Raw genomic sequence first — 22,426 nt, forward strand, 5'->3', positions numbered from 1 at the left:
AAATCTAACACCTATACTCCACCTGTATGTCCAGAAAGTACTATACTTACTCGACTTATTACTTTCTGTATTGGGAAGTAAAATTATTGAGTGTTCTTTCTTTTCTAAATCACAAGTTAGCCCTCGATTTTATCGATTGCTTGTAGAACTATTATCTTTTAAAACTATAAAAAAACCACAACACTTATAAAAATGTTGTGGTTAGTATGTTTAATTACTGATCTTGCTTACTCTAGCTTGGCACCCGAAAGGGTTCGAGCGCTAGCGAGGGTCAGTTAGCTAGAAGTAAAAACTAATATATCATCAATTATATCTTCATTGTCGTCTTCCACAAGTGTAAAAGTTCCTATTCTTTCATTTTTTTCTGATAATAGTAAAACTTTTATTGAAGTAAGACAAATACCTGAACTATATGAATATTCTATCTTGACAGAATCATATTTGACTATAATATCCTTTACTGAAAAACCAATCTCATCACTTAAGTATTCATTTTCTTCATAATTTATACACTTTTCAAAAGCATTCTTAGCTTTTGAATATTTTAACTCTAATTCTTCTTTTGTTAAAAACATAATTAATGACCTAATATGTGCCCCAAAAGGATTCAAGCGCGAGCAAGAATTTTATCACGGAAACTGTAAATAAACTACTCATTTTAATATATTACCTTGGATTCTATACTTCCTAAACTCTCAAAATTAGAAAGATTATTGTTCTTATTAAACAAAGAAGTCTCAATTGTATTTCCATCTGATATTGGAGTCGATAAAATATAATCATTTTTAAACTTTACTTTTACTCCAAATGGCTCTGGGTTATTCTTTACTCCTATTAATTCAAGAGACTCTATTCTAGAATTAACTATAGTAGAAAATTCTGAAACATTTGTTACTTCGTAGTACTCCGTTTCTAAATCATCTTCACATTCTAAATTTATCCAAGCATCCATTCTTGATCTAAATGATGACCAAGAATATACTTTTAGAGGTATTTTCTGAGTTTGAATACGAGGTGTCCACATATCCTCTTTATCCGTAGTAATAATAGTTAAATGATCTGAGTATTTATATAATACTAAACCAAAAGATATATCAATATCTAATTCTTTTTCCTCTCCTAATGGAGGCCAAACCACAAGATACAATCTTTCTACTTTCTGATTTTTTAAATCTTTAAATATTTCCATAATTACATGGTTGCCTTTTCTTTATTATACCAATTATTTGAAGTCTTATTGAGAATAGTAATAAAATTCCCATTCGCTTCAGTAACTAACATTTTTTCATTATTAGTTCCTTCTATAAGTTTTACTTGTTTCGCTATCGCTCGACTGTATCGAGTGATTATAAACTTATCCAATAAACACAATTACAAAACCACAACACTTATAAAAATGTTGTGGTTAATATTATTTATTATTGTTTTTAATTACTCTTGCTTGGCACCCGAAAGGATTCGGGCGCTAGCGGGGACTTCATCACTCATTACCTACTCTGAAATTATTCCAATCTATTTCTAATAATCTTAAAATTCTAAATAAATCAAATTCTTTCTCTTCTCTTATTGATCTTGATATTTCTTTAACCAAAAAGACATTAATTAAAAACTCATAGTTTTTATTTGAAGAATCAATAAAATAAGGAATTAACTCTGTCGGCTTACTTATATTAGTTTTATATTCCCAATTCCCTTGTTTTTTTTCTCTTACTAACTCCCCCAAAAAGACAATAAAATTTAGATAATATTTTTTATATAGATCCTCTAAACTAGAATACTCATTAATTTTTATATTTAACTCATGTAAATCAATCTCCTTTAAATTATTATTAACCCTATTATAGTTAATTTCCTTTAAGAAATTTTTAATTATACTTTCTTTGTGCTTATCAATATTAGTAATCAAGTAGTTCTTATCCTTAAGTGGACTAAAAATATTTTCTTGCTCATCTAACTCCAAACTTTCCAAAAAAGTTTTTCTGTTTTCAAAAAGATAAAGTTCATTTTTTAAGTTATCCTCCTTGATATAAAAGTTTCCATCGCATTCAAAATAAACTTTTGGAGATGAAAACTCTTCCCAACTAGCATTTGCATTATTAAGTTTTACACATGAATGTTTAGAGAGCAAATCAGCATACTCTTTTTTACTCAATTTTCTCATATTTTTATTGATTTTATTCTGAGCAAACATACAATTGATAGATATAATATATAGAAAAAATCTTATCATTATTAGTATTTTAAAATTACACCATTTTTAGAGCCAGCTCCATATCTACCACCACGCTTTTGATCTATCCATCTTACTTCGTATCCTGATTTTGATTTTCTGTATTGCGCTATGAATTGAGTGACCTTTATATTATGTCTTAACTTAATTATACCTCTGAGTTTAGGTGAAATTTTAGTATCAGACGTTGTTGCGTAAACTAAAGCCAAATAACCTCGTTTTGCCATTGGTGGGTTAGATTTAACTAATTGTTCTGCAAATCCCATCATTTGAGAACCTTCTCTTGTACCTAATTTAATCTTAGTCCTACTATTTTTTGCTTTAACCTCATGCCATGTAGCATCTGGAACCAAAGTACCTCTAACACGAAGCCAGCTTTCTCTTATTATAAATTTTGCAGAAGATTTACCATCAGGTACTTTAACACCTCTTAAATTTAAATCTATTGAAGCATGATAACCTATTATCCTTGCATTAGCAAATTCATGATAAGCTTGTTCAAAAATATCACCTGCAATATCATTAAGTTTTCCATCAGAATTATCTGCCGTTATACCGGTTAATTCCCTAGTTATATCAAGTAATTTATTTTTGGTGAGATCTAACCATTCATTCTCAGAATTATTTCCCTGCTCTTCATTACTAGCTCCATTTCCAAACGCTTCATGAGCAGAAGCACCATTATCTACAGCTCTCCAACCAGCTTCGACATTTGCTACCCACTTATCATGCTCTGATTCTGAATCTGCACCACTTGGATCAGACCAATATACAGGATTGTTATCAAAAGCTTGATAGGGTGAATAATCATAATGTATAACAGGGTCAATACCTGTCCAACGAGCTATTGCAGGATCATAACTACGCACATCCATTTCATGAAGATTAAGACCTAAGCTTTCATTGTACTCAATTCCATTATACCCAAACTTCTGCGCAGTACTATTTCCAAGACTCGAAACATTGTTATTATATCCTTTATGTTTGAGTCCAAAAGGATAATAATTAGATTCTTCTATAATTTCATTTTGGGTAATGTTACCATCTCCATTATTGTCGGTATATGATAAACGAACATTCCCTAAATGATCTTTGTATTGGTATACGTAATCCATCTCGACTCCGCTCGATGTGACATTTGCTTTTACATATCCTTCTGGGTGGTTAAAGAATTGTAATTTATCTCTTTCATATATATAATTCCCAGCATAACTAGTAAAGCTTTCTTCTCCTGTAGTTTCATTAACAGATTGTTTATAAAGTTTAACACCAGAAGCATCATATTTATAACTTATACTGCTATCATCTTCAAAACTTACAGATATGGGTAAGTTTAAATGATTGTATCTAATGTTAGTGATTTTCTTATTCTTATCAATTATCATGTTTCCATTGGCATCGTAAGCATAATCATCAGTAGTATTTGTACCATCTTTGAAACCATAGACTTTATTTCCTGCATCTGAAACCGTTTTCAATTTGTTGCTATAATTAAAATAACCATAGGTAAGTCTATCCATATTATAATCAACTCCATTTTCTTGGTAACCATGTCTATGTAATTTCAATATATTTCCATTTTTATCATAGCTCACACCAAAAAGATCATAATAAGGTGTTTCAACACCTATTGCATTTGTAATCCTATTTAATGCATCATAAGAGTAATTGTAAGTTTTTGTAGTTTTATCTACATTCTCTGTTTGCCAACGAGTTTGGGCGATATTTCCATTATATAAGCGTTTGCTTAATTCCACATCTGAATCGTTATACTTTATGCTAAAGTTAAACAAATCATTGTCATTATGCACATCTTCGTTAATATTTGTTAACCATCCGCGTACATTGTACTTGTAATCAACTTTTTGTAGTCCTTTACTGTTGTCTACAATCTTAAAGTCTTTGATTTTAGCTCCGTTATGATACATAGAAATATCTCCTAATAAAGAACCTGATGATCTTTTTTCTGAGATATAAAAGGTTTCTCCATTTTTCTTATAGTGAACTTGATCTCCTATTCGTTCAACCCTTAAAATATCTCCTTTTTTATGTGTCGTTTTTTGACCTTTATTACTACCTGATTCGTAAATAAAAATCCTTGAATTATTTAAAACATAAATCGCAAAATCAATAGTACTAAAATGAGAGTTTGTATTATCACTAGATAAACCTGCCATATAATATTTCCCATTAGCTTCTGATATAAACTCAACATATCCATCTCCATTTATACTTCCTTGAGTAGCCAATGCGTGAGACCAGCCTATAGCTCCTGTCTTGGTAATGATATTATTACTTATAGAAAGTCCACTAGTAACATCTTTATAACCTACTTTTGTTCCATTTCCTACGAGTTTACTTTCTAATTGCCCTAAATCATCATAATTATTTTTTACAATTCGTTCTGAAGTTTGATTGTTTACCTGTTGGTTTTGACTCACTAAACGATCCATATGATCGTATTCAAAACGATCTACTGTAATAATATCAGTCTTTCCTGTTTTCTTATGTGTCGTTTTGGTCTCTAACACTTTTCCTGTAAAATCATCTAACTTACTTTCTACAATATCAATTGTATTCAAATAATCATTTTTACTATACACATAAATTGGACGTGCTTTTTCATCATAATAGCTTACGGTAGTAATCCAATTATTGGTTCCTAAAACACGTACTTTAGTTACTGTAGCTAAACCTTTAGTTCTACTAGTTGATGTTTGTCCGTAACTTGTTGTTACTGTATTTGATAATCCACTTGGTAAATCTACATAAGTATCGTAGTAGTTTATTGTTTGTGTAGTCAAATGATAAGAGTTCGGATAACCTTTATTTGAATAAAATACAGATACACCATTATAATTTTTGGAATTTGTTTTATCCTCAAAATATCTGGTTGTATTACCTGCTAAATAATTATCTACAATTACTTGATGAGTAGTTCTACTTCTACCTCCTGAATCATAGTAAATACCTGTATATACTACTCTTCCCAATTTATCATACTTTGTAAATAACCATTGTTTTTTTGCTTTTAAATTGGCGTCTTGTGTCATCACAGGACGATCTAATCTATCATAAACGATGTATTCCCAACCTTTACCAGGGATTTTCTTTTCTACCAAACGATTTCTGTAATCATATTTGTATTGATAACATAGCTCGTTTAATTTTGTACTAGTAGGTTTACTTACTGTTCCTTCAGACTTTGGTGGAATTACATAAGTTAAATTACCAAAATCATCATATACATAATATGTATCGTGTCGCTGACTATTATTGTACGTACGTTTCAATACGACTTGTCCTTGCTTATTTTTAAACTCTTCTGTAGTGTGATCTAAACCAGATGTCCAGTTTTCATCTTTCGTTATAGTTTTATACAATTCACCAGCTTTATAATAACCACTATTATTACTACTAGATGTGTTTAATTGTAATGTTGGAGTATAAGTATTATTTGAAAAACTAGTTGTTACATAATAAGCTCTTACATCTCTGTTACCATTAGTTTGATAATCAAATCGAATTTCGTGATTGTTCCCTAATTTCCAATCTGATCCTGGTGCAGCTTGTTCTAATACTCTATTTAACGGTGAGTTATCAAAACTCTTTTCTGAATAGGCATTAATTTCCACCGGAATTGTTACTCCTGCAAAATCCTTCGCATATTTCTGACCATAGTATGTTTGCGTTGCTAACCCCACATCTCCTGTTCGTAAATTCGCATTATTAGATCCACTTGTAAATGGTAAATACTCTTTGGTTTGTCTTCCTAAAGCATCATAAGAAACATGAGTGATGATATCTTTAGTCTGCTCTTCACCGACTAAAGTCGTTGGTCGATTTACAATAGCATTTAACGATGTTTCACTTCCGTCTATTTCTTGAAATAATGGACTCCAAAAGTATTGACGAACACTGGTGTCTGTAGTATAATATAAATAACTTCTTAATTGAGTTGTTTTAGTATCTGGTCTCCATGTAAATTCTGTACCATTTGAAATTTTGTTTCCATTTACATCATAAACTCCACTCACTCCTGTATATCCTCCTTTGTAATTATAAGGATGAACTATACCTACTAGTAAATACCAAGTATTTGCTTGAGGTAATAAAATATGCTTAAAATACGGATTGTTATTAACTGTTCCATTTAAGTTATTTACGTTACGAGTACCATGGTATGTTCTACCTTGAGCGACACCGCCCACTTTGTTTTTCTTAACCCAAATAGTATAACGATAGGTTTTGGTGTTATCTACAGGAAAATAATCTGTATTCCAACCGCCATCTGCGTTACTTGTGGCATCTGGTATACATTCCCATAATAAATCTGTTCCACCAAATGGAGTTGTTCCTGAGATGATGCGATTTTCTGAATCTGATCCATTTCTATTATAAAAACCTGTAGAACCTGTATTTCCTGATGTCCAATCTATCGGTAGATTATTATTTGAAAGTGTTTTTCCACCTGCTTCTAATGCAATACTTTGTTTTAGTCTTCCTAGACCATCAAAATACTGAATATTAGTCATCACTTTATTCTTATCATGACCATTAAGTGGTGTAGTTCTGGCTTCTTTGTATGTTTTTGTAAGCACATAGTTCTCATTAGTATTCTGGGAGAATACAAACATAGGCACTACTAAACCTAGTATATATAATAACTTTTTCATTTTCTTTTTAGTTTTTGTAGTTGTACTGATGTTCTGTGACAATATGACCGTCTGAATTTTTAATCACTTTTAAACGGTTGAACACATCATATTCGTAATACACCGTTTCTCCTCTTGGATCAGTAATACTAGTTACACCTATTAAAGGGTCGTAAGTGAATGTTGTTACTTGAGCCGTAGCCAATATTGATGATTCTCTTAATTTTTGTAACGCATTTCTTAAAGCACCTTCTTTTCCTAATGTACCTTGTGTACGATCATTATCTACATTAGATAAGTTCTGGATTTTTAATAAGGAATTATAATAAGTACTCGGTAAACCATTAATTGCTGAAGTTACTTCTGTTTTAGTAGCTCCTTCGATCTTAGCAATCGGTTTGGTTTCATTATATCCCCAAATATAAACGACTGATGTTCCGTCTGCTTTACTAACTTCTGTCGGATTTCCTTTCGTGTCATAACTATGATATACAACTCGGTCCTCTAAAGCTTGAGTTCCTTTACTTGTTTGAATCATTTCTGGTAGATATAAATCTGGTCCAAAAAACTTATACTTGGTCTTTTGATGACTTAATTTAGTTACTGTTGTCCCTTTTTTTCTTATTACCTCAACTTCCACTGGTTCTGATATACGGTGTAAATATTTTAAGTTGTTATCATTTACCTCATGCGCATATTTAGTTTTAGTAATAATCTCTTCTCCTTTACTATTGGTGGTTTTAGTAACTAAAGGTTGATAATTATTTAAGCTATAATCGTATGTAGTATTACTTGTTGTTGATGTCTCATTTCCTAATGCATCGTAAAAATATTGCTTTGAAATACTTTCCTTCATAAATGGTAAACCATACTCGTAATACGCAGGACGAACATCAATAAAATTTGCTGGATTGGTACAGCCTTCACAAGATGTGAATGCAAAATACGTTTTAAAACTACTAAATGTTCTTCCTTTTAAAGATATTGCAGATGAGCATGATTCATTTTCACTGTATTTGAAAAAATAACGTTCACTAGAAATAATCTCATAATCATATTGATTTGTGGTTTTACTTACTTTTCTACCAGTACTATCATAAGCTATATTTTCTAATAAATTTCCTCTTTTAAAATCTAAATCCTTATCTGGAGTATTATTATAAATAGGTGAAATATCTTCATAAAAATCTGCATCATATGCAGGAAAGTCTATGGCATTTGTATACAACATAGTACTTTTTCCATTATTGTCTTGATAGGTTTCTACATTTTTATATCCAACGTAATTCCCTTTACTCATATTTGCTTCTACACTTCTACCAAAACGTTCAATTAAAAAAGATAAATCTTTAGCATTACCACTGCATGGTGGAGCTCCTAATTGCCCTAAAGCAAATTTATTTCTTAAATTTACCTTTAAACGTTTTACAGATTTCCTCCTTGTTCCTAAAGCTCCATCAAACGATCCAGAACTGTAGCTAGTTCCTGAGATTCCATAACGGCTCATAGTAGTGTTATCAAACAAAGGGTAATTGTAACTTACTTTTGTTTGCTGTTCATTTCCTTCCATAAAACGTATCTCTTTAATTCTAAAACCTCCTCCTGTTTTATGTTTTACATTTGGTCCCTTATATCTACTGTAACGTAAAGTGATACGTGTTGATACTTCTGCTGGACCTAGATTAGGATTTGGGAAATAACTACTAGAGTTTAAACGAACCTGATAACTTCCTTTTTTTAAAAATATTTTTTCTGTCGTTTCATCTAAACTTACCAAATTGGTAATATCTGAAGTATTAGCAGGAATTATTTCGATGTAATGGTTGTTTATTCCTTCACTACTTCCTGATGTGTTTCCTAGAATAATTGAAACATCTGCATCATTTGGAATCTGTAAAAAAAGGCTATTGTTTGAACCTGAATTTAAAGGGTTTCCTCTTAATGTAATGTTATTAATAGCTGTTATACTTTCGTAATTTTCATCAATATCTTTAGGATCAATTAAAACATCTCCTAAAAATGAAAACTCATGTGGTTCGAATGTAAATTCCTTTGTTCCACCTGTTGGGTATGTAATTTCTTTTAGTAAACCTGCATTAATATTTCCATTTACTAAAACGTCACCAATTAATGTAAGATCTGTGTTGCTAGTAAGTTTAGGTGCTTTGTAATATCCCCAAGCATCTTTTTCTGGACTACCATAACCAGGTAATATATCTTCAGAATGATAAGACAGATTATAATTTTGTCTTTCTGTTCCTGCTTTTTCTGTAACTCCAGTTAAAAATAATCTGTTTTTTGTTGAAGTTTTATAATTGAAAATAAACTCTTTATTTGGAATAGTTGACGTCGCTTCGAAAACTTCTATCTTTTCTAATATACAACCTGTTGAGTTGTCTTGTTCAGGATGACCTCCCTTTATTTTAAAAGCTACTTTACTTCCATCTCTAAAAACTACATCTTTTAACTTCTTTGTATTTACTTGTAAAATATTCCATGTAGAAATAATTGCTGGTGGTACTAAAGAAGCATTGTAATCAGCATTTGCATTAGAAGATCCGAAATTACTAGAAAATGTTACTTGATCTACCTGAGCTTTGGCTCTTTGAACACTTTTAGGACTACTAAAATTAACTACTATATCTTGATAATTGAAGTTACAAACAGTAAAATTATTCGGAGATTTAATGGCTGTTAAATGCCATGAAGATGTATATCTACTCTCTTTAAAAGAGCTAACATCATCACTAATAAAAGATCCAGATTGACTTTGACCAGCTTTTCTGCCATGAGTAATCGTTGTTTCTATTGCTTCATTTCCAAACACAAATTGATATCCATTTGGTGTTTTAACAGTAAAACTATTAATCTCATAAGACGATCTATCATAATCCAATTCAATCTTTACTCTTTGCGACGACGATAATAATTTTGGTACCAAAGTGTTATTATCATTTACAATAATAAATCTTCCTGAATATCCCATAAAATTGAACTGAAATAAATCAGATTGATAATCAAAATTTTGAATCCCGTATGTTGTATTCCACAAGAACTCTTGATATTCCAAGAGACCAGGCCCTAATACATTTCTAGAATCGTTTACACCAGATTGAAAATCATATAAGAACTTCACCTGATCATAATATCCACTATGAAAAGATCCTACGTCACCAGGTGCTCCATCTCCAACTACATTTACCTCTCTTGCTTCATCGTGAATTCCCATAACGGTTCTAGAAATTACACCTCCCGCAAATAAAGACCAACCTGTGCCAGTCCACCCTGAACGTTCATCAATACGGACTCCCGAAGTATTGTAACTTAATGATGCAGAAAAACCTAAACCTCCATCTAAACCTTTTGAAAACAATGGAATTGAAATACTAGGTTGACCTGTATACATTTCAACAGGTACTTCTTCAAATTTCATTAGGTTAGCCACAGTTGGCGATGGTGGTACTACATTCGGAAGATCTGTAACCGAATTGTTAGAGCCATCTAAAGATTGTTGTCCACTCCCTACAATAGACAATAACAGCATAGCAATGCTGAACAAATTATTTCTCATAAATAAATGATTTTTAGCAATTAATTAATAACAATTTTCGAATATTAACTTTTTGCAAATTTACATTATTCTATTAACATTTTCAGATTGTTACAGAGAATTCAATATGTTACCCAACTTTCTAGAAAAAATGATAAAATCTGTAAAATTTTAATGTAAACACATGGTTAACCCTTGTATTTTTAACATAAAAAAGATATTGATATTCTTATGAATATGTGAGTGCTTTACTATTTCAGCTATCAAAAAAATTGATTCTTAACACGAAAAACTCGATTGAATTTAATTGTAAAGCCCCAGCTAATTAACGTATCTTGCAGTCGTTTTTTTTAGGAAAATATTATGCACAACAACAATCTTTTTGACTATATAAAAAAAGTAGTAAATAACCTTCCAACAGACTGGTTAAACTTAACTACTCATAGATTAGATATCTATAATGAATCTCAAGCTAAAACTGAATTTTTAGAGCAATTTGAGAATTTATTTAAAAATGATAACGCAGATAAAATAGCTTTGAGTGAATTACCTACTGCTTATGATTATATCAGGTTAGGACATCCTTTATCTTCTGTCTTAGAATGGACAATCGCTCAGTTAAATAACATTGCATCTGAAAGAGTGATCTCTTTTTCTTCGGTAACAATTCCTTTCTTAGCTATCTTAAGGAAAAATTTATTTGATCAGAAAAAAACGTTACTTGTTTATAAAGATCAGTTACCTGATGTATTTAATGAAAGCATCATAAAAGAAGTTTATGGTTATAATTTTGAAGTTCAAAAAATAGCCGATCTAAATCATATCCCTGAATTCGACGGAAGTATCGTTCTTTTTTCTGAACAGGAAAACATTCACGAATTTGATTTCAATGTAAACGTTGATTTCTTTATAAATTCTACATCAGAACTCGGGAGTATTTTAGTTATTAAAGACGCATCAAATGAAGATTATGTTTCAGAGATTCAACATGTAAGAAGGAGAGAAACTATTGCCATGACTCCATCAAACACTTTAATTGTGTTACAAAATATTGTTGGAGTTTCACCTGAACTAGTTTCTTATAACACTAAAGCTAACAAGGCAAAAGTATTAAATACAATTGCTAATGTAACTGGTGTAAAAACAAAAGCTATTACAGGATCTAGCGGACTTTCAATTCAATATGCGATAATGATGGGATTAATTCATCATGCTATTGAAAATCATAAAGGTAAAGACATTAAAATTATAGTTCCACCGAATTGTTATGGTGGTACAAATGACCAAGCTAGAAGAGTTGCTGCTTGCTTAGATAATGTTGAAATTATGGATTTACCTGTAGATGGTGATAACGATATGGTAAAAAGTATTGATATTGTACTAACTAAAGTTACAGAGCTTGATGCAGTACCTTACATTATTGCTGAAATTCCGACTAATCCAAGAGTAGAAGTTCCAAATTTAGAAGAATTAAAATCGGTATTAAGTAAAAAACGTTTCAACGCTAATGGAATGCCAGCTGTTGAACCTGTTTTTATTTTAGACCAAACTTTTTGTCCGAATGTACACTTTTTAGGAGATAATGAAATGTTAGCTGATGTAAAAACGATAGCATATGTTAGTGGATCTAAATTTCCTAGTGGTGGAAAATGTACTGCAGGTTATTGTACAGCAAATACAAAAGCAGCTTTTTTAATGGACAAAATAGAAGCGCATATTCAACTTTGTAATAACGAAGCTACAGCTCTTCAATTAGAAATTTTAGCTGAACAAATGCCTTCGATGAATCAGAGAATTAAAGATGCTTATGTAAATACTCGTGAGTTTGTAACTTTTATTGAGGAAAACTTACCTGATGCAAAAATTAATTTTGTTTCAGAAGAATTAGCTTCTCAAGGTTTTACTCCATCTGTTTTCTCTCTAGATTTACCTACTAAAGGAAATACTGATGAAGAAAGAGAAGCTTATAAAAGAGCTTTGAACTTAAAGCTAATTAACTTGATGATTACCGAAATCCCTGAGGAAAGTAAATATTGTGTAAGTTATGGACAATTAAAAGGTTGTTATTGGACTATTCCTGCAACTTCTACTCAAGGAACGACTAAAGAAGGTGACAAGGATTATATTGCTCGTGTTGCAGTTTCTCCAAATCTTAATTTAGAATTACATAAAAAAGTTTTCTCAGATTTTATAAAAGAAATTTAAAAGCAAAGAGGTATTCAAAAATGAATACCTCTTTTTTTAAAAATATTTAGGAGTTCTTCTAATCCTATCTCTTAAATCGATATCATATAAAAACATCATTTCATGAGATCCATTACTATTAAATGAATTTCCTGTGGAAAAGTCGTATGAATATCCTATTCTCAAATTTTTATTCAAATTTAAAGCTGCTATTAAAGCGACAGACTCTTTAATTCGATATGATATTCCAAGTTCAAAAATTTCATCAATAAAAGCGGTATTTGAAACATCTAATGCAACTGGTACTGTTGAAGAATATCGTAACATCATAGCTGGCTTCATTTTTAATGAATTGCTAATTTCAAAAACATAACCTGAACCTAAAAATACAGTACTATTCCTTGAAACTCGGTTTGGGTTATCTAATGAAGAATCAACTTCAAAAAAGTTTGTATTTAATATATTAGGAATAGAAGCACTTATAAAGAATTTCTCTTGAGAAAAAAACAAACCAAAACCTAAATTAAATTCTGTTCTATTATTAAAAACTGTGTTTAAACTTTCATTAGAATTGAATCGTAATAACGATTGATTTAAACTTTGGATTGATGTTCCAAATTTCAAACCAAAAGACAAAAAACCATCATTAGAAACTTCCAACTTGTAGGCTAAATCTCCGTAAAGATGAGTTTCTTTTAAAGGTCCTAATTCTGTATAAATTGCAGAAAAACCTAATCCGAACGCTCTTTTTACTCCCAAAGGTGTGTGAATACCTAAAGTTCCTGTTCTTGGTGCTCCTTCTACTCCAACCCATTGTGTTCTTCCCATTATATTTATACTTAAAGAATTTTTAATTCCTGCATAAGCAGGATTTATAATATTCATATTGTACGTATACTGAGTAAACTGAGGATATTGTTGTGCACTTAGTTTTGACACTAAAAGCAAGCTAAATAATAATACACAACTTGTATAAAGTTTAATCAAGTTATTTTCTCTTTTTAAATTCTTCATCGTCTTTTTTTTTTAGCTATTTATTCACGGTTTAAAAAGACCCATGTTGCTTTCGGTTCTTTGTCTCCGTTATTGTAGTTTAAAGAGAAATAATAGATTCCTGTAGGAAGTTTCTCTCCTTTATATGTTCCATCCCACCAAATTGGTGTTGATCTAGTATCTCCGTTATGTTTGTACTTATAAAGATTTGAGCCGTTTCTGTCAAAAAATTGAATTTCAAAATTTGGATATTTCTTTTCTAAATCTTTGATTTCAAATACATCATTAACTCCGTCTCCATTTGGAGTAAATACATTTGGAAACTCTATGTTTTCTGGAATTGCAGCTGTAATTTCAAATGAACTCGGTAAGAATGTGATATCATAATTCGTATTATCTAAATCTCCTTGTGTGATTTCATAAATCCCAACATTTTCACCTAATTCTCTTTCTAAATCACCGTTTAAAACATCTCCTATTTCTAAACTTCCTGAAGTAATTTGATACGTCAAACTTGGATCAGCATCGCCATAAACTTTTGTTTTTGAATCCGCTGTAATTGTAATTGATTTTGGTGTGATTGTTAAATCATCAGAAACATAAGTGATCGTATAATTAGAATTTGATAAACTTGAATTGATTGCATAATCTCCAACATTTTCGCCTGCAATTCTGGTTAAACCTCCAGTTAAAACATCACCTGTTACTAAACTTCCTGAAGTGATTTGATACGTAAAACTTGGATCGACATCACCATAAACTTTTGACTTTGCATCCGCTGTAATTGTAATTGATTTTGGTGTGATTGTTAAATCATCAGAAACATAAGTGATCGTATAATTAGAATTTGACAAACTTGAATTGATCGCATAATCGCCAACATCTTCACCTGCAATTCTAGTTAAACTTCCTGTTAAAATATCTCCTGAAATTAAACTTCCTGAGGTAATTTGATACGTCAAACTTGGATCGACATCGCCATAAACTTTTGTTTTTGATTCTGCAGTAACTGTAATCAATTTTGGTGTGATTCTTAAATCATCAGAAACATAGGTGATTGTATAATTTGGATGCGATAATGTAGAATTAATCGTATAATCACCAACATCTTCACCTGTAACTCTGGTTAAACTTCCTGTTAAAACATCTCCTGAAATTAAACTTCCTGAAGTGATTTGATACGTCAAACTTGGATCAGCATCCCCATAAACTTTTGTTTTTGAATCGGCTGTTATTGTAATTGATTTTGGTGTGATTGTTAAATCATCAGAAACATAAGTGATTGTATAATTAGAATTTGATAAACTTGAATTGATTGCATAATCGCCAACATTTTCACCAACCGCTCTGGTTAAACTACCTGCTAAAATATCTCCTGGATTTAAACTCCCTGCAGTAATTTGATACGTCAAACTTGGATCGGCATCTCCATAAACTTTTGATTTTGAATCCGCAGTAACTGTAATTGATTTTGGTGTGATTGTTAAATCATCAGAAACATAAGTAATAGCATAATTTGGATGAGATAATGTAGAATTAATCCTGTAATCTCCAATATCTTCACCTACAACTCTAGTTAAACTTCCTGTTAAAACATCACCTGGATTTAAACTTCCTGAAGTAATTTGATACGTCAAACTTGGATCAACATTGCCATAAACTTTTGTTTTTGAATCCGCTGTAACTGTGATCGATTTTGGCGTAATTGTTAAATCATCAGAAATATAAGCAATCGTATAATTAGAATTTGACAAACTTGAATTGATTACATAATCTCCAACATTTTCCCCTACAACTCTAGTTAAACTTCCTGTTAAAACATCACCTGGATTTAAACTTCCTGAAGTAATTTGATACGTCAAACTTGGATCAACATTGCCATAAACTTTTGACTTTGCATCCGCTGTAACTGTGATCGATTTTGGCGTAATTGTTAAATCATCAGAAATATAAGCAATCGTATAATTAGAATTTGACAAACTTGAATTGATTACATAATCTCCAACATTTTCCCCTACAACTCTGATTAAACTTCCTGTTAAAACATCACCAGAATTTAAACTTCCTGAAGTGATTTGATACGTCAAACTTGGATCGGCATCGCCATAAGCTTTTGTTTTTGAATCTGCAGTAATTGTGATCGACTTTGGCGTGATTTTTAAATCATCAGTAACATAAGTGATTGTATAATTTGGATGCGATAATGTAGAATTAATCGTATAATCACCAACATCTTCACCTGTAACTCTGGTTAAACTTCCTGTTAAAACATCTCCTGAAATTAAACTTCCTGAGGTAATTTGGTACGTCAAACTTGGATCAGCATCGCCATAGACTTTTGACTTTGCATCTGCTGTAATTGTAATCGATTTTGGCGTGATTGTTAAATCATCAGAAACATAAATAATTGTGTAATTAGAATTTGATAAACTTGAATTAATCGCATAATCGCCAACATTTTCTCCTGCAACTCTAGTTAAATTCCCTATTAAAACATCACCTGGATTTAAACTTCCCGAAGTAATTTGATACGTCAAACTTGGATCAACATCGCCATAATTTTTTGTTTTTGAATCCGCTGTAACTGTAATTGATTTTGGCGTAATTGTTAAATCATCAGAAACATAAGTAATATTGTAATTAGAATTTGATAAACTTGAATTGATTGTATAATCGCCAATATTTTCGCCTGCAATTCTAGTTAAACTTCCTGTTAAAACATCACCTGTTTCTAAACTTCCTGAAGTAATTTGATACGTTAAACTTGGATCAGCATCGCCATAAACTTTTGACTTTGCATCTGCTGTAACTGTGATCGATTTTGGCGTGATTGTTAAATCATCAGAAACATAAGTGATCGTATAATTAGAATTTGACAAACTTGAACTAATCGCATAATCGCCAACATCTTCTCCTGCAACTCTGGTTAAACTTCCTGTTAAAACATCTCCAGGGTTTAAACTCCCTGAAGTAATTTGATACGTCAAACTTGGATCAGCATCGCCATAAACTTTTGACTTTGCATCCGCTGTAACTGTAATTGATTTTGGTGTGATGGTTAAATCATCAGAAACATAAGTGATCGTATAATTAGAATTTGATAAACTTGAATTGATCGCATAATCGCCAACATCTTCTCCTGCAATTCTGGTTAAACTTCCTGTTAAAACATCACCTGTTTCTAAACTTCCTGAAGTAATTTGATACGTAAAACTTGGATCAGCATCGCCATAGACTTTTGACTTTGCATCTGCTGTAATTGTGATTGATTTTGGCGTGATTGTTAAATTATCAGAAATATAAGTAATCGTATAATTTGGATGAGATAATGTAGAATTTATTACATAATCGCCAACATTTTCGCCTGCAACTCTGGTTAAACTTCCAGTTAAAACATCTCCTGGATTTAAACTTCCTGAAGTAATTTGATAAGTCAAACTTGGATCAGTATCGCCATAAACTTTTGACTTTGCATCCGCAGTAATTGTGATCGATTTTGGTGTAATTGTTAAATCATCAGAAACATAAGTGATCGTATAATTTGGATGTGATAATGTAGAATTTATTACATAATCTCCAACATTTTCTCCTGCAACTCTAGTTAGACTTCCTGTTAAAACATCACCAGGATTTAAACTTCCTGAAGTGATTTGATATGTTAATATTGGATCGGCATCGCCATAAACTTTTGTTTTTGCATCTGCTGTAACAGTAATTGGTGTTGATAAAATTGTTTTGGTTAATGTTAGCTCAAAACTTTGTTCTGAATCTCCACAACTTCCAGTGTCATAAGCGTAAAGAGTAATAGGATATGATGGGAAATCAGCAAAATTAATTACACTTCCTGCTACATAAGAAGTTCCCATACCTCCAGATTGTGTGTAATATTTTTCTGAACCTGATAAATTTGTTCCTACTATAGTTGGTAACGTATAAGTATCTGCTTGATTTACATTCGTAATTGGATCTAAATTCGGGCTTGCGACTTTACCTCCATCAGTAATAACCCACATATCACTGGCAATCATATTTGCTCTTTCTGTAACTGCCATGCAATAAGTACTGTTTCCTCCATCAAAATTAAGATTTGGTTGTACTGTTTGTGCATTCCATCCTTTTAACAAAGCATCGTAATTAGCAGTAGATAATTTTGCACTATTAAACATTCCATTTAATGTAGTAACCTGACCAATATCCCAATTACTAATATCTTGATCGAAACTAGTAGCCCTTTGAAACATACGATGCATTCTTGTAACCTTACTTGTATCCCAATTACCGATGTCTTGGTTAAAAGCTTCAGCATTGGAAAACATTTCATTCATTTTAGTAACTTCACTTGTATTCCAACCTCCTATATCTTGATTAAAAGCGGTAGCGTTTGAAAACATTGCCCACATTGAAGTTACTTTACTCACATCCCAACTTCCTATATCTCCATTAAAAGCAAAGGCTCTGGCAAACATAGTTTCCATTTTCTCTACTTTACCTGTATTCCAACTCCCTATATCTTGATTAAAAACTCTAGCGTCTGAGAACATACCATACATATCAGTAACCTCACTAACATTCCAACTTCCAATATCTTGATTGAATGCTCTTGCTGAAGAAAACATAGTTCGCATCGTAGTAACTTTTCCTACTTTCCAAGCACTTATATCTTGATTAAATTCTAAAGCAGCTCCAAACATCGAACGCATATTTGTAACGTTACTAACATTCCATTTACTAATGTCTTGATTAAATACTACTGCTCTCTGAAACATTTCTTCCATAGTAGTAATATTACCAACATCCCAATTGGTAACTTTTCCGTTGAAAACCTCTGCTTCTCTAAACATTCTAGCCATATTTGTTGCTGACTTTGGATTCCAGTTTTCTAAATCTTGATTGAAAACTTCAGCTCCATTAAACATGGATTCAAATGATAACACGTTCTCTACATTCCAAGAGCTAATATTTCCATTAAAAGCTTTCGTATTTGAAAACATAAATCCCATTTGAGTAACTTTACTAACATCCCAACTGCTCAAATCTTGATTAAAAACATCATTAGTAGAAAACATACTATTCATGTTAGTAATATTGCTTACATTCCAACCACTAACATCTCCATTAAAAAGAGTTGCTCCTCTAAAAGCAGAAGACATACTTGTTACATTTGTTAAATTAGGATTTCCAGCAGCAGGATTTGTAATATTAAGTTTTGTACATCCCCAAAAAGCTCCTAAAAATGAGACCCAAGGATTATCTCCCCACTGCTCTATGGTTAGAATTTTATCTTTATCTCCAGCATTAAAAAAATAGATCTGAGGAAAGGTTCCTGAAATTGTTATAGTATGAATTCCTGGCACTACATAATTGTGAGTTGCATTACCTGTTTCGTTTGTAGTAATAGTTCCATCTCCCCAATCAACAGAATAGTTATACGTTTCTAAAGAATTGGTAGGTATAGTTATAGATTCATTTGCTGCTGTTGTTTGCCAAGTTGTGATAAAAGGTTTTGAAACGGGTATTGTTGTAAATGAAATGCTTGTACAACCTACAGACTCTCCTCCTGCATTACTTGCATAAATAGTTACGTAGTATTGCGTGTTATTCAATAAATTACTAGTAAAAGTAAAATTATCTACATCTCCTACATTCGAATTCACGATATCATTTCCACCCAATGTAGTTCCTACAGTTACACGATAGTTTGTAGCGCCAACTACTTTATTCCATTCAATACTTGGCTGTAATGCTACAGAAGTAGCATCTGCTAGAGGAGCCGTAATAGTTGGACAAGCTGGTGGCAATGGAACTGTTGTAAATTCAATAGAATGACAACCTATACGTTCTCCAACAGCACTTAATCCGTAAATAGTCACATAATATTTAGTATCGTTTAGTAGATCATTAGTTGGTGTATACGTATTCACATTTCCCAAAGAAACATCAAGAAAATCTGTACCTTTTGGTGTAGTTCCTATGGTTAAATCATAACTTACAACTCCAGGAGTAAAAACCCAATTTATAGCAGGTCTTACTAATATTCTTCCTGAAACCACTTGAGTAGTACACGTCAACTCTGGTCTAGTAGTAATTTCAATACTTATACAAGCTATATCAATATTCGCTGCATTTACCCCATAAATAGTAACATAGTATTTAGTATTTACTGCAAGTTCATTTGTAAGTTGATAAGCGGTAACATTTCCTAAAGTAATATTATCAAAATCATCTCCTTTTGGAGTAGTTCCAATAGTAATTCTATAACTATTAGCACCTGTTATAGGATTCCAAGTAATATTAGGTCTTAACTTTATATTGTTTACATCTGGTTGAGCAGAACAAGTTAACGGCGGACAACTTAATCCTCCATCTTTAATATTCCATGTATTGGCAGTTTCTAAATTTGCTCTTTCTGTAGCTGCCGTGCAATAAGTACTGTTTCCTCCATCAAAATTAAGGTTTGGTTGTACTGTTTGTGCATTCCATCCTTTTAATAATGCATCGTAATTAGCAGTAGATAATTTTGCATTATTAAACATTCTGTCTAATGTAGTAACCTGACCAATATCCCAATTGCTAATATCTTGATCGAAAACGTCTGCACTTTGAAACATTCCATGCATTCTAGTAACTTTACTTGTATTCCAGCTTCCGATATCTTGGTTAAAAGCTCTAGCAAAGTAAAACATATCATTCATTTTAGTAACTTCACCTGTATTCCAACTTCCAATGTCTTGATTAAAGGCTCTAGCACTAGAAAACATCTCTGCCATATTTGTAACAGCACCTGTTTTCCATCTACTTATATCTTGATTAAAAACTTGTGCACCTAAAAACATCCTATTCATGTCAGTTACATTACTAACATCCCAACTTCCTATATCTTGATTAAAAACTCTAGCATCTGAAAACATACTACTCATGTCAGTTACATTACTAACATCCCAACTTTCTATATCTTGATTGAATGCTCTTGCTGAAGAAAACATAGCCCGCATCGCAGTAACTTTTCCTACTTTCCAAGTACTTATATCTTGATTAAATACTAAAGCAGCTCCAAACATCGAACTCATATTTGTAACGTTACTTACGTTCCATTTACTAATATCTTGATTAAAAGCTAAAGCATTAGAAAACATACTACTCATGTCAGTTACATTACTAACATCCCAGCTTCCTATATCCTGATTAAATTTTGAAGCTGCTATAAACATACCTGACATATTAGTTACGTTACTCACATTCCAATTACCTATATCTGCATTAAACGAAGTAGCAAACCTAAACATAAATCTTGTACTTGTTACATTTGTTAAATCTGGAACATCAATACTTGTATTGGTTATATTTAAATTAGAACATCCGTGAAAAGCATTTTCCATGGAACTCCAAACTTGATCTCCCCACTGCTCTATGGTTAGAATTTTATCTTTATCTCCAGCATTATTAAAATAAATTTGAGGAAAGGTTCCTGAAATTTTTATGGTATGTATTCCTGGTATTACATAATTATGAGTTGCATTACCTGTTTCATTTGTAGTAACAGTACCATCTCCCCAATCAACTGAATAATTATACGTTTCAAAAAGATTACTAGGTATTGTTATGGATTCATTTGCTGTAGTGGTTTCCCAAGTAGTAATAAAATATAATGTACTACAATCAATACCCTTATCAGAAATATCCCAGGCATTAGCAGTTTCTAAATTTGATCTTTCTGTAGCTGCTGTACAATAGGTACTATATCCTCCATCAAAACTTAGGTTTGGTTTTACTGTTTGTGTACTCCATCCTTTTAACAAAGCATCGTAATTAGTAATAGATAATTTTGCCCTAAAAAACATTCCATTTAATGAAGTAACTTTACTAATATTCCAATTACTAATATCTTGATCGAAACTAGTAGCACTTTGAAACATACGAAACATATGAATAACCTCACTAACATCCCAATTTCCAATGTCTTGATTAAAAGCTCTAGCCTGGATAAACATCTCTCCCATATTTGTTACAGCACCTGTATTCCATCTACTTATATCTTGGTTAAAAACTTGTGCATTGGAAAACATCGCATTCATACTTTCAACACTACTTACGTCCCACCCACCAATATCTTGGTTAAATGTTATTGCATTCCCAAACATAGACCACATTGAAGTTACCTTACTCACATCCCAACGTCCTATATCCTGATTAAAAGCTTCTGCTCTGAAAAACATCAAGTTCATATTTTCAACCTTGCTGGTATCCCAATCTCCAATATCTTGATTAAATACTCTAGTTGATGAAAACATACTATTCATGTTAGTAATGTTACTTACATCCCAACCACTAACATCTCCATTAAAAAGGGTTGCTCCTCTAAAAGCAGAGGACATACTTGTTACATTTGTTAAATTAGGATTTCCTGCAGCTGGATTTGTAATATTAAGTTTTGTACATCCCCAAAAAGCTCCTTGAAAAGAAATCCACGGATTATCGCCCCACTGCTCTATGGTTAAAATTTTATCTTTATCTCCTATATTACTAAAAATAATTTGAGGAAAGGTTCCTGAAATTTTTATGGTATGAATTCCTGGTATTACATAATTATGAGTTGCATTACCTGTTTCATTTGTAGTAACAGTACCATCTCCCCAATCAACGGTATAATTATACCTTTCAAAAGCATTAGTCGGTATAGTTATCGATTCATTTGCTGTGGTGGTTTCCCAAGTAGTAATAAAAGGAGATTGTGCATATACAATACATTGAAATAACAACAATATTAATACACTTATTTTTTTATTCATCTTTGAACTCAATTTAAGAGCGCAAAAG

The 22,426-nt window shown here is 31.7% G+C and carries 9 protein-coding genes; 1 reads left to right on the forward strand and 8 read right to left on the reverse strand.

The genetic code is table 11. The features are described 5' to 3' along the window. Nucleotides 1–275 precede the first annotated feature (275 nt). The 6 genes from AQ1685_RS12500 to AQ1685_RS12525 all read right to left on the reverse strand — a co-directional run bounded on the left by AQ1685_RS12500 (nt 276) and on the right by AQ1685_RS12525 (nt 10,456). On the reverse strand, nt 276–611 hold the full coding sequence (locus AQ1685_RS12500) for a hypothetical protein (RefSeq protein WP_157730208.1): 336 nt from the start codon (nt 609–611) through the stop codon (nt 276–278). A gap of 47 nt (nt 612–658) precedes the next feature. Continuing rightward, on the reverse strand, nt 659–1,189 hold the full coding sequence (locus AQ1685_RS12505; protein WP_095072636.1) for a hypothetical protein: 531 nt from the start codon (nt 1,187–1,189) through the stop codon (nt 659–661). Between the two features lie 2 nt (nt 1,190–1,191). Next, on the reverse strand, nt 1,192–1,362 hold the full coding sequence (locus AQ1685_RS12510) for a hypothetical protein (RefSeq protein WP_157730209.1): 171 nt from the start codon (nt 1,360–1,362) through the stop codon (nt 1,192–1,194). Nucleotides 1,363–1,480: 118 nt separating this feature from the next. Further along, nucleotides 1,481–2,161 (reverse strand): hypothetical protein, encoded by a 681-nt coding sequence (locus tag AQ1685_RS12515; protein ID WP_157730210.1) that lies wholly within the window; start codon nt 2,159–2,161, stop codon nt 1,481–1,483. Nucleotides 2,162–2,232: 71 nt separating this feature from the next. After that, nucleotides 2,233–6,906, reverse strand: coding sequence for a DUF6443 domain-containing protein (locus tag AQ1685_RS12520; protein WP_157730211.1), 4,674 nt, complete (start codon nt 6,904–6,906; stop codon nt 2,233–2,235). Nucleotides 6,907–6,913: 7 nt separating this feature from the next. Then, nucleotides 6,914–10,456, reverse strand: a complete 3,543-nt coding sequence (locus tag AQ1685_RS12525; protein WP_157730212.1) for an RHS repeat domain-containing protein — start codon at nt 10,454–10,456, stop codon at nt 6,914–6,916. Between the two features lie 342 nt (nt 10,457–10,798). Here AQ1685_RS12525 and AQ1685_RS12530 point away from each other — a divergent pair, with 342 nt between their 5' ends. Next, nucleotides 10,799–12,640 (forward strand): PLP-dependent aminotransferase family protein, encoded by a 1,842-nt coding sequence (locus AQ1685_RS12530; RefSeq protein WP_095072644.1) that lies wholly within the window; start codon nt 10,799–10,801, stop codon nt 12,638–12,640. A 36-nt stretch (nt 12,641–12,676) separates the two neighbouring features. On the opposite strand, the gene AQ1685_RS12535 is transcribed toward AQ1685_RS12530, so the two are convergent. Both AQ1685_RS12535 and AQ1685_RS12540 read right to left on the reverse strand, forming a co-directional pair. Beyond that, the gene (locus tag AQ1685_RS12535; protein WP_095072646.1) at nt 12,677–13,633 is read right to left on the reverse strand and encodes a PorP/SprF family type IX secretion system membrane protein; all 957 of its coding nucleotides are present in this window, start codon (nt 13,631–13,633) and stop codon (nt 12,677–12,679) included. Nucleotides 13,634–13,653: 20 nt separating this feature from the next. After that, nucleotides 13,654–22,398 carry a BspA family leucine-rich repeat surface protein gene (locus AQ1685_RS12540; protein WP_095072648.1) on the reverse strand — a complete coding sequence of 2,915 codons (8,745 nt, stop codon included), beginning with the start codon at nt 22,396–22,398 and terminating at the stop codon, nt 13,654–13,656. Between the last annotated feature and the right edge of the window lie 28 nt (nt 22,399–22,426).

It is taken from the genome of Tenacibaculum jejuense (assembly GCF_900198195.1).
GTDB classification, from domain to species: Bacteria; Bacteroidota; Bacteroidia; order Flavobacteriales; family Flavobacteriaceae; genus Polaribacter; species Polaribacter jejuensis.

Bases quoted from the DNA above. Each gene is read 5' to 3' on its own strand.
- AQ1685_RS12505 (WP_095072636.1), bottom strand. From the start codon at position 1,189: ATGGAAATATTTAAAGATTTAAAAAATCAGAAAGTAGAAAGATTGTAT.
- AQ1685_RS12515 (WP_157730210.1), bottom strand. From the start codon at position 2,161: ATGAGAAAATTGAGTAAAAAAGAGTATGCTGATTTGCTCTCTAAACAT.
- AQ1685_RS12520 (WP_157730211.1), bottom strand. From the start codon at position 6,906: ATGAAAAAGTTATTATATATACTAGGTTTAGTAGTGCCTATGTTTGTA.
- AQ1685_RS12525 (WP_157730212.1), bottom strand. From the start codon at position 10,456: ATGAGAAATAATTTGTTCAGCATTGCTATGCTGTTATTGTCTATTGTA.
- AQ1685_RS12530 (WP_095072644.1), top strand. From the start codon at position 10,799: ATGCACAACAACAATCTTTTTGACTATATAAAAAAAGTAGTAAATAAC.
- AQ1685_RS12535 (WP_095072646.1), bottom strand. From the start codon at position 13,633: ATGAAGAATTTAAAAAGAGAAAATAACTTGATTAAACTTTATACAAGT.
- AQ1685_RS12540 (WP_095072648.1), bottom strand. From the start codon at position 22,398: ATGAATAAAAAAATAAGTGTATTAATATTGTTGTTATTTCAATGTATT.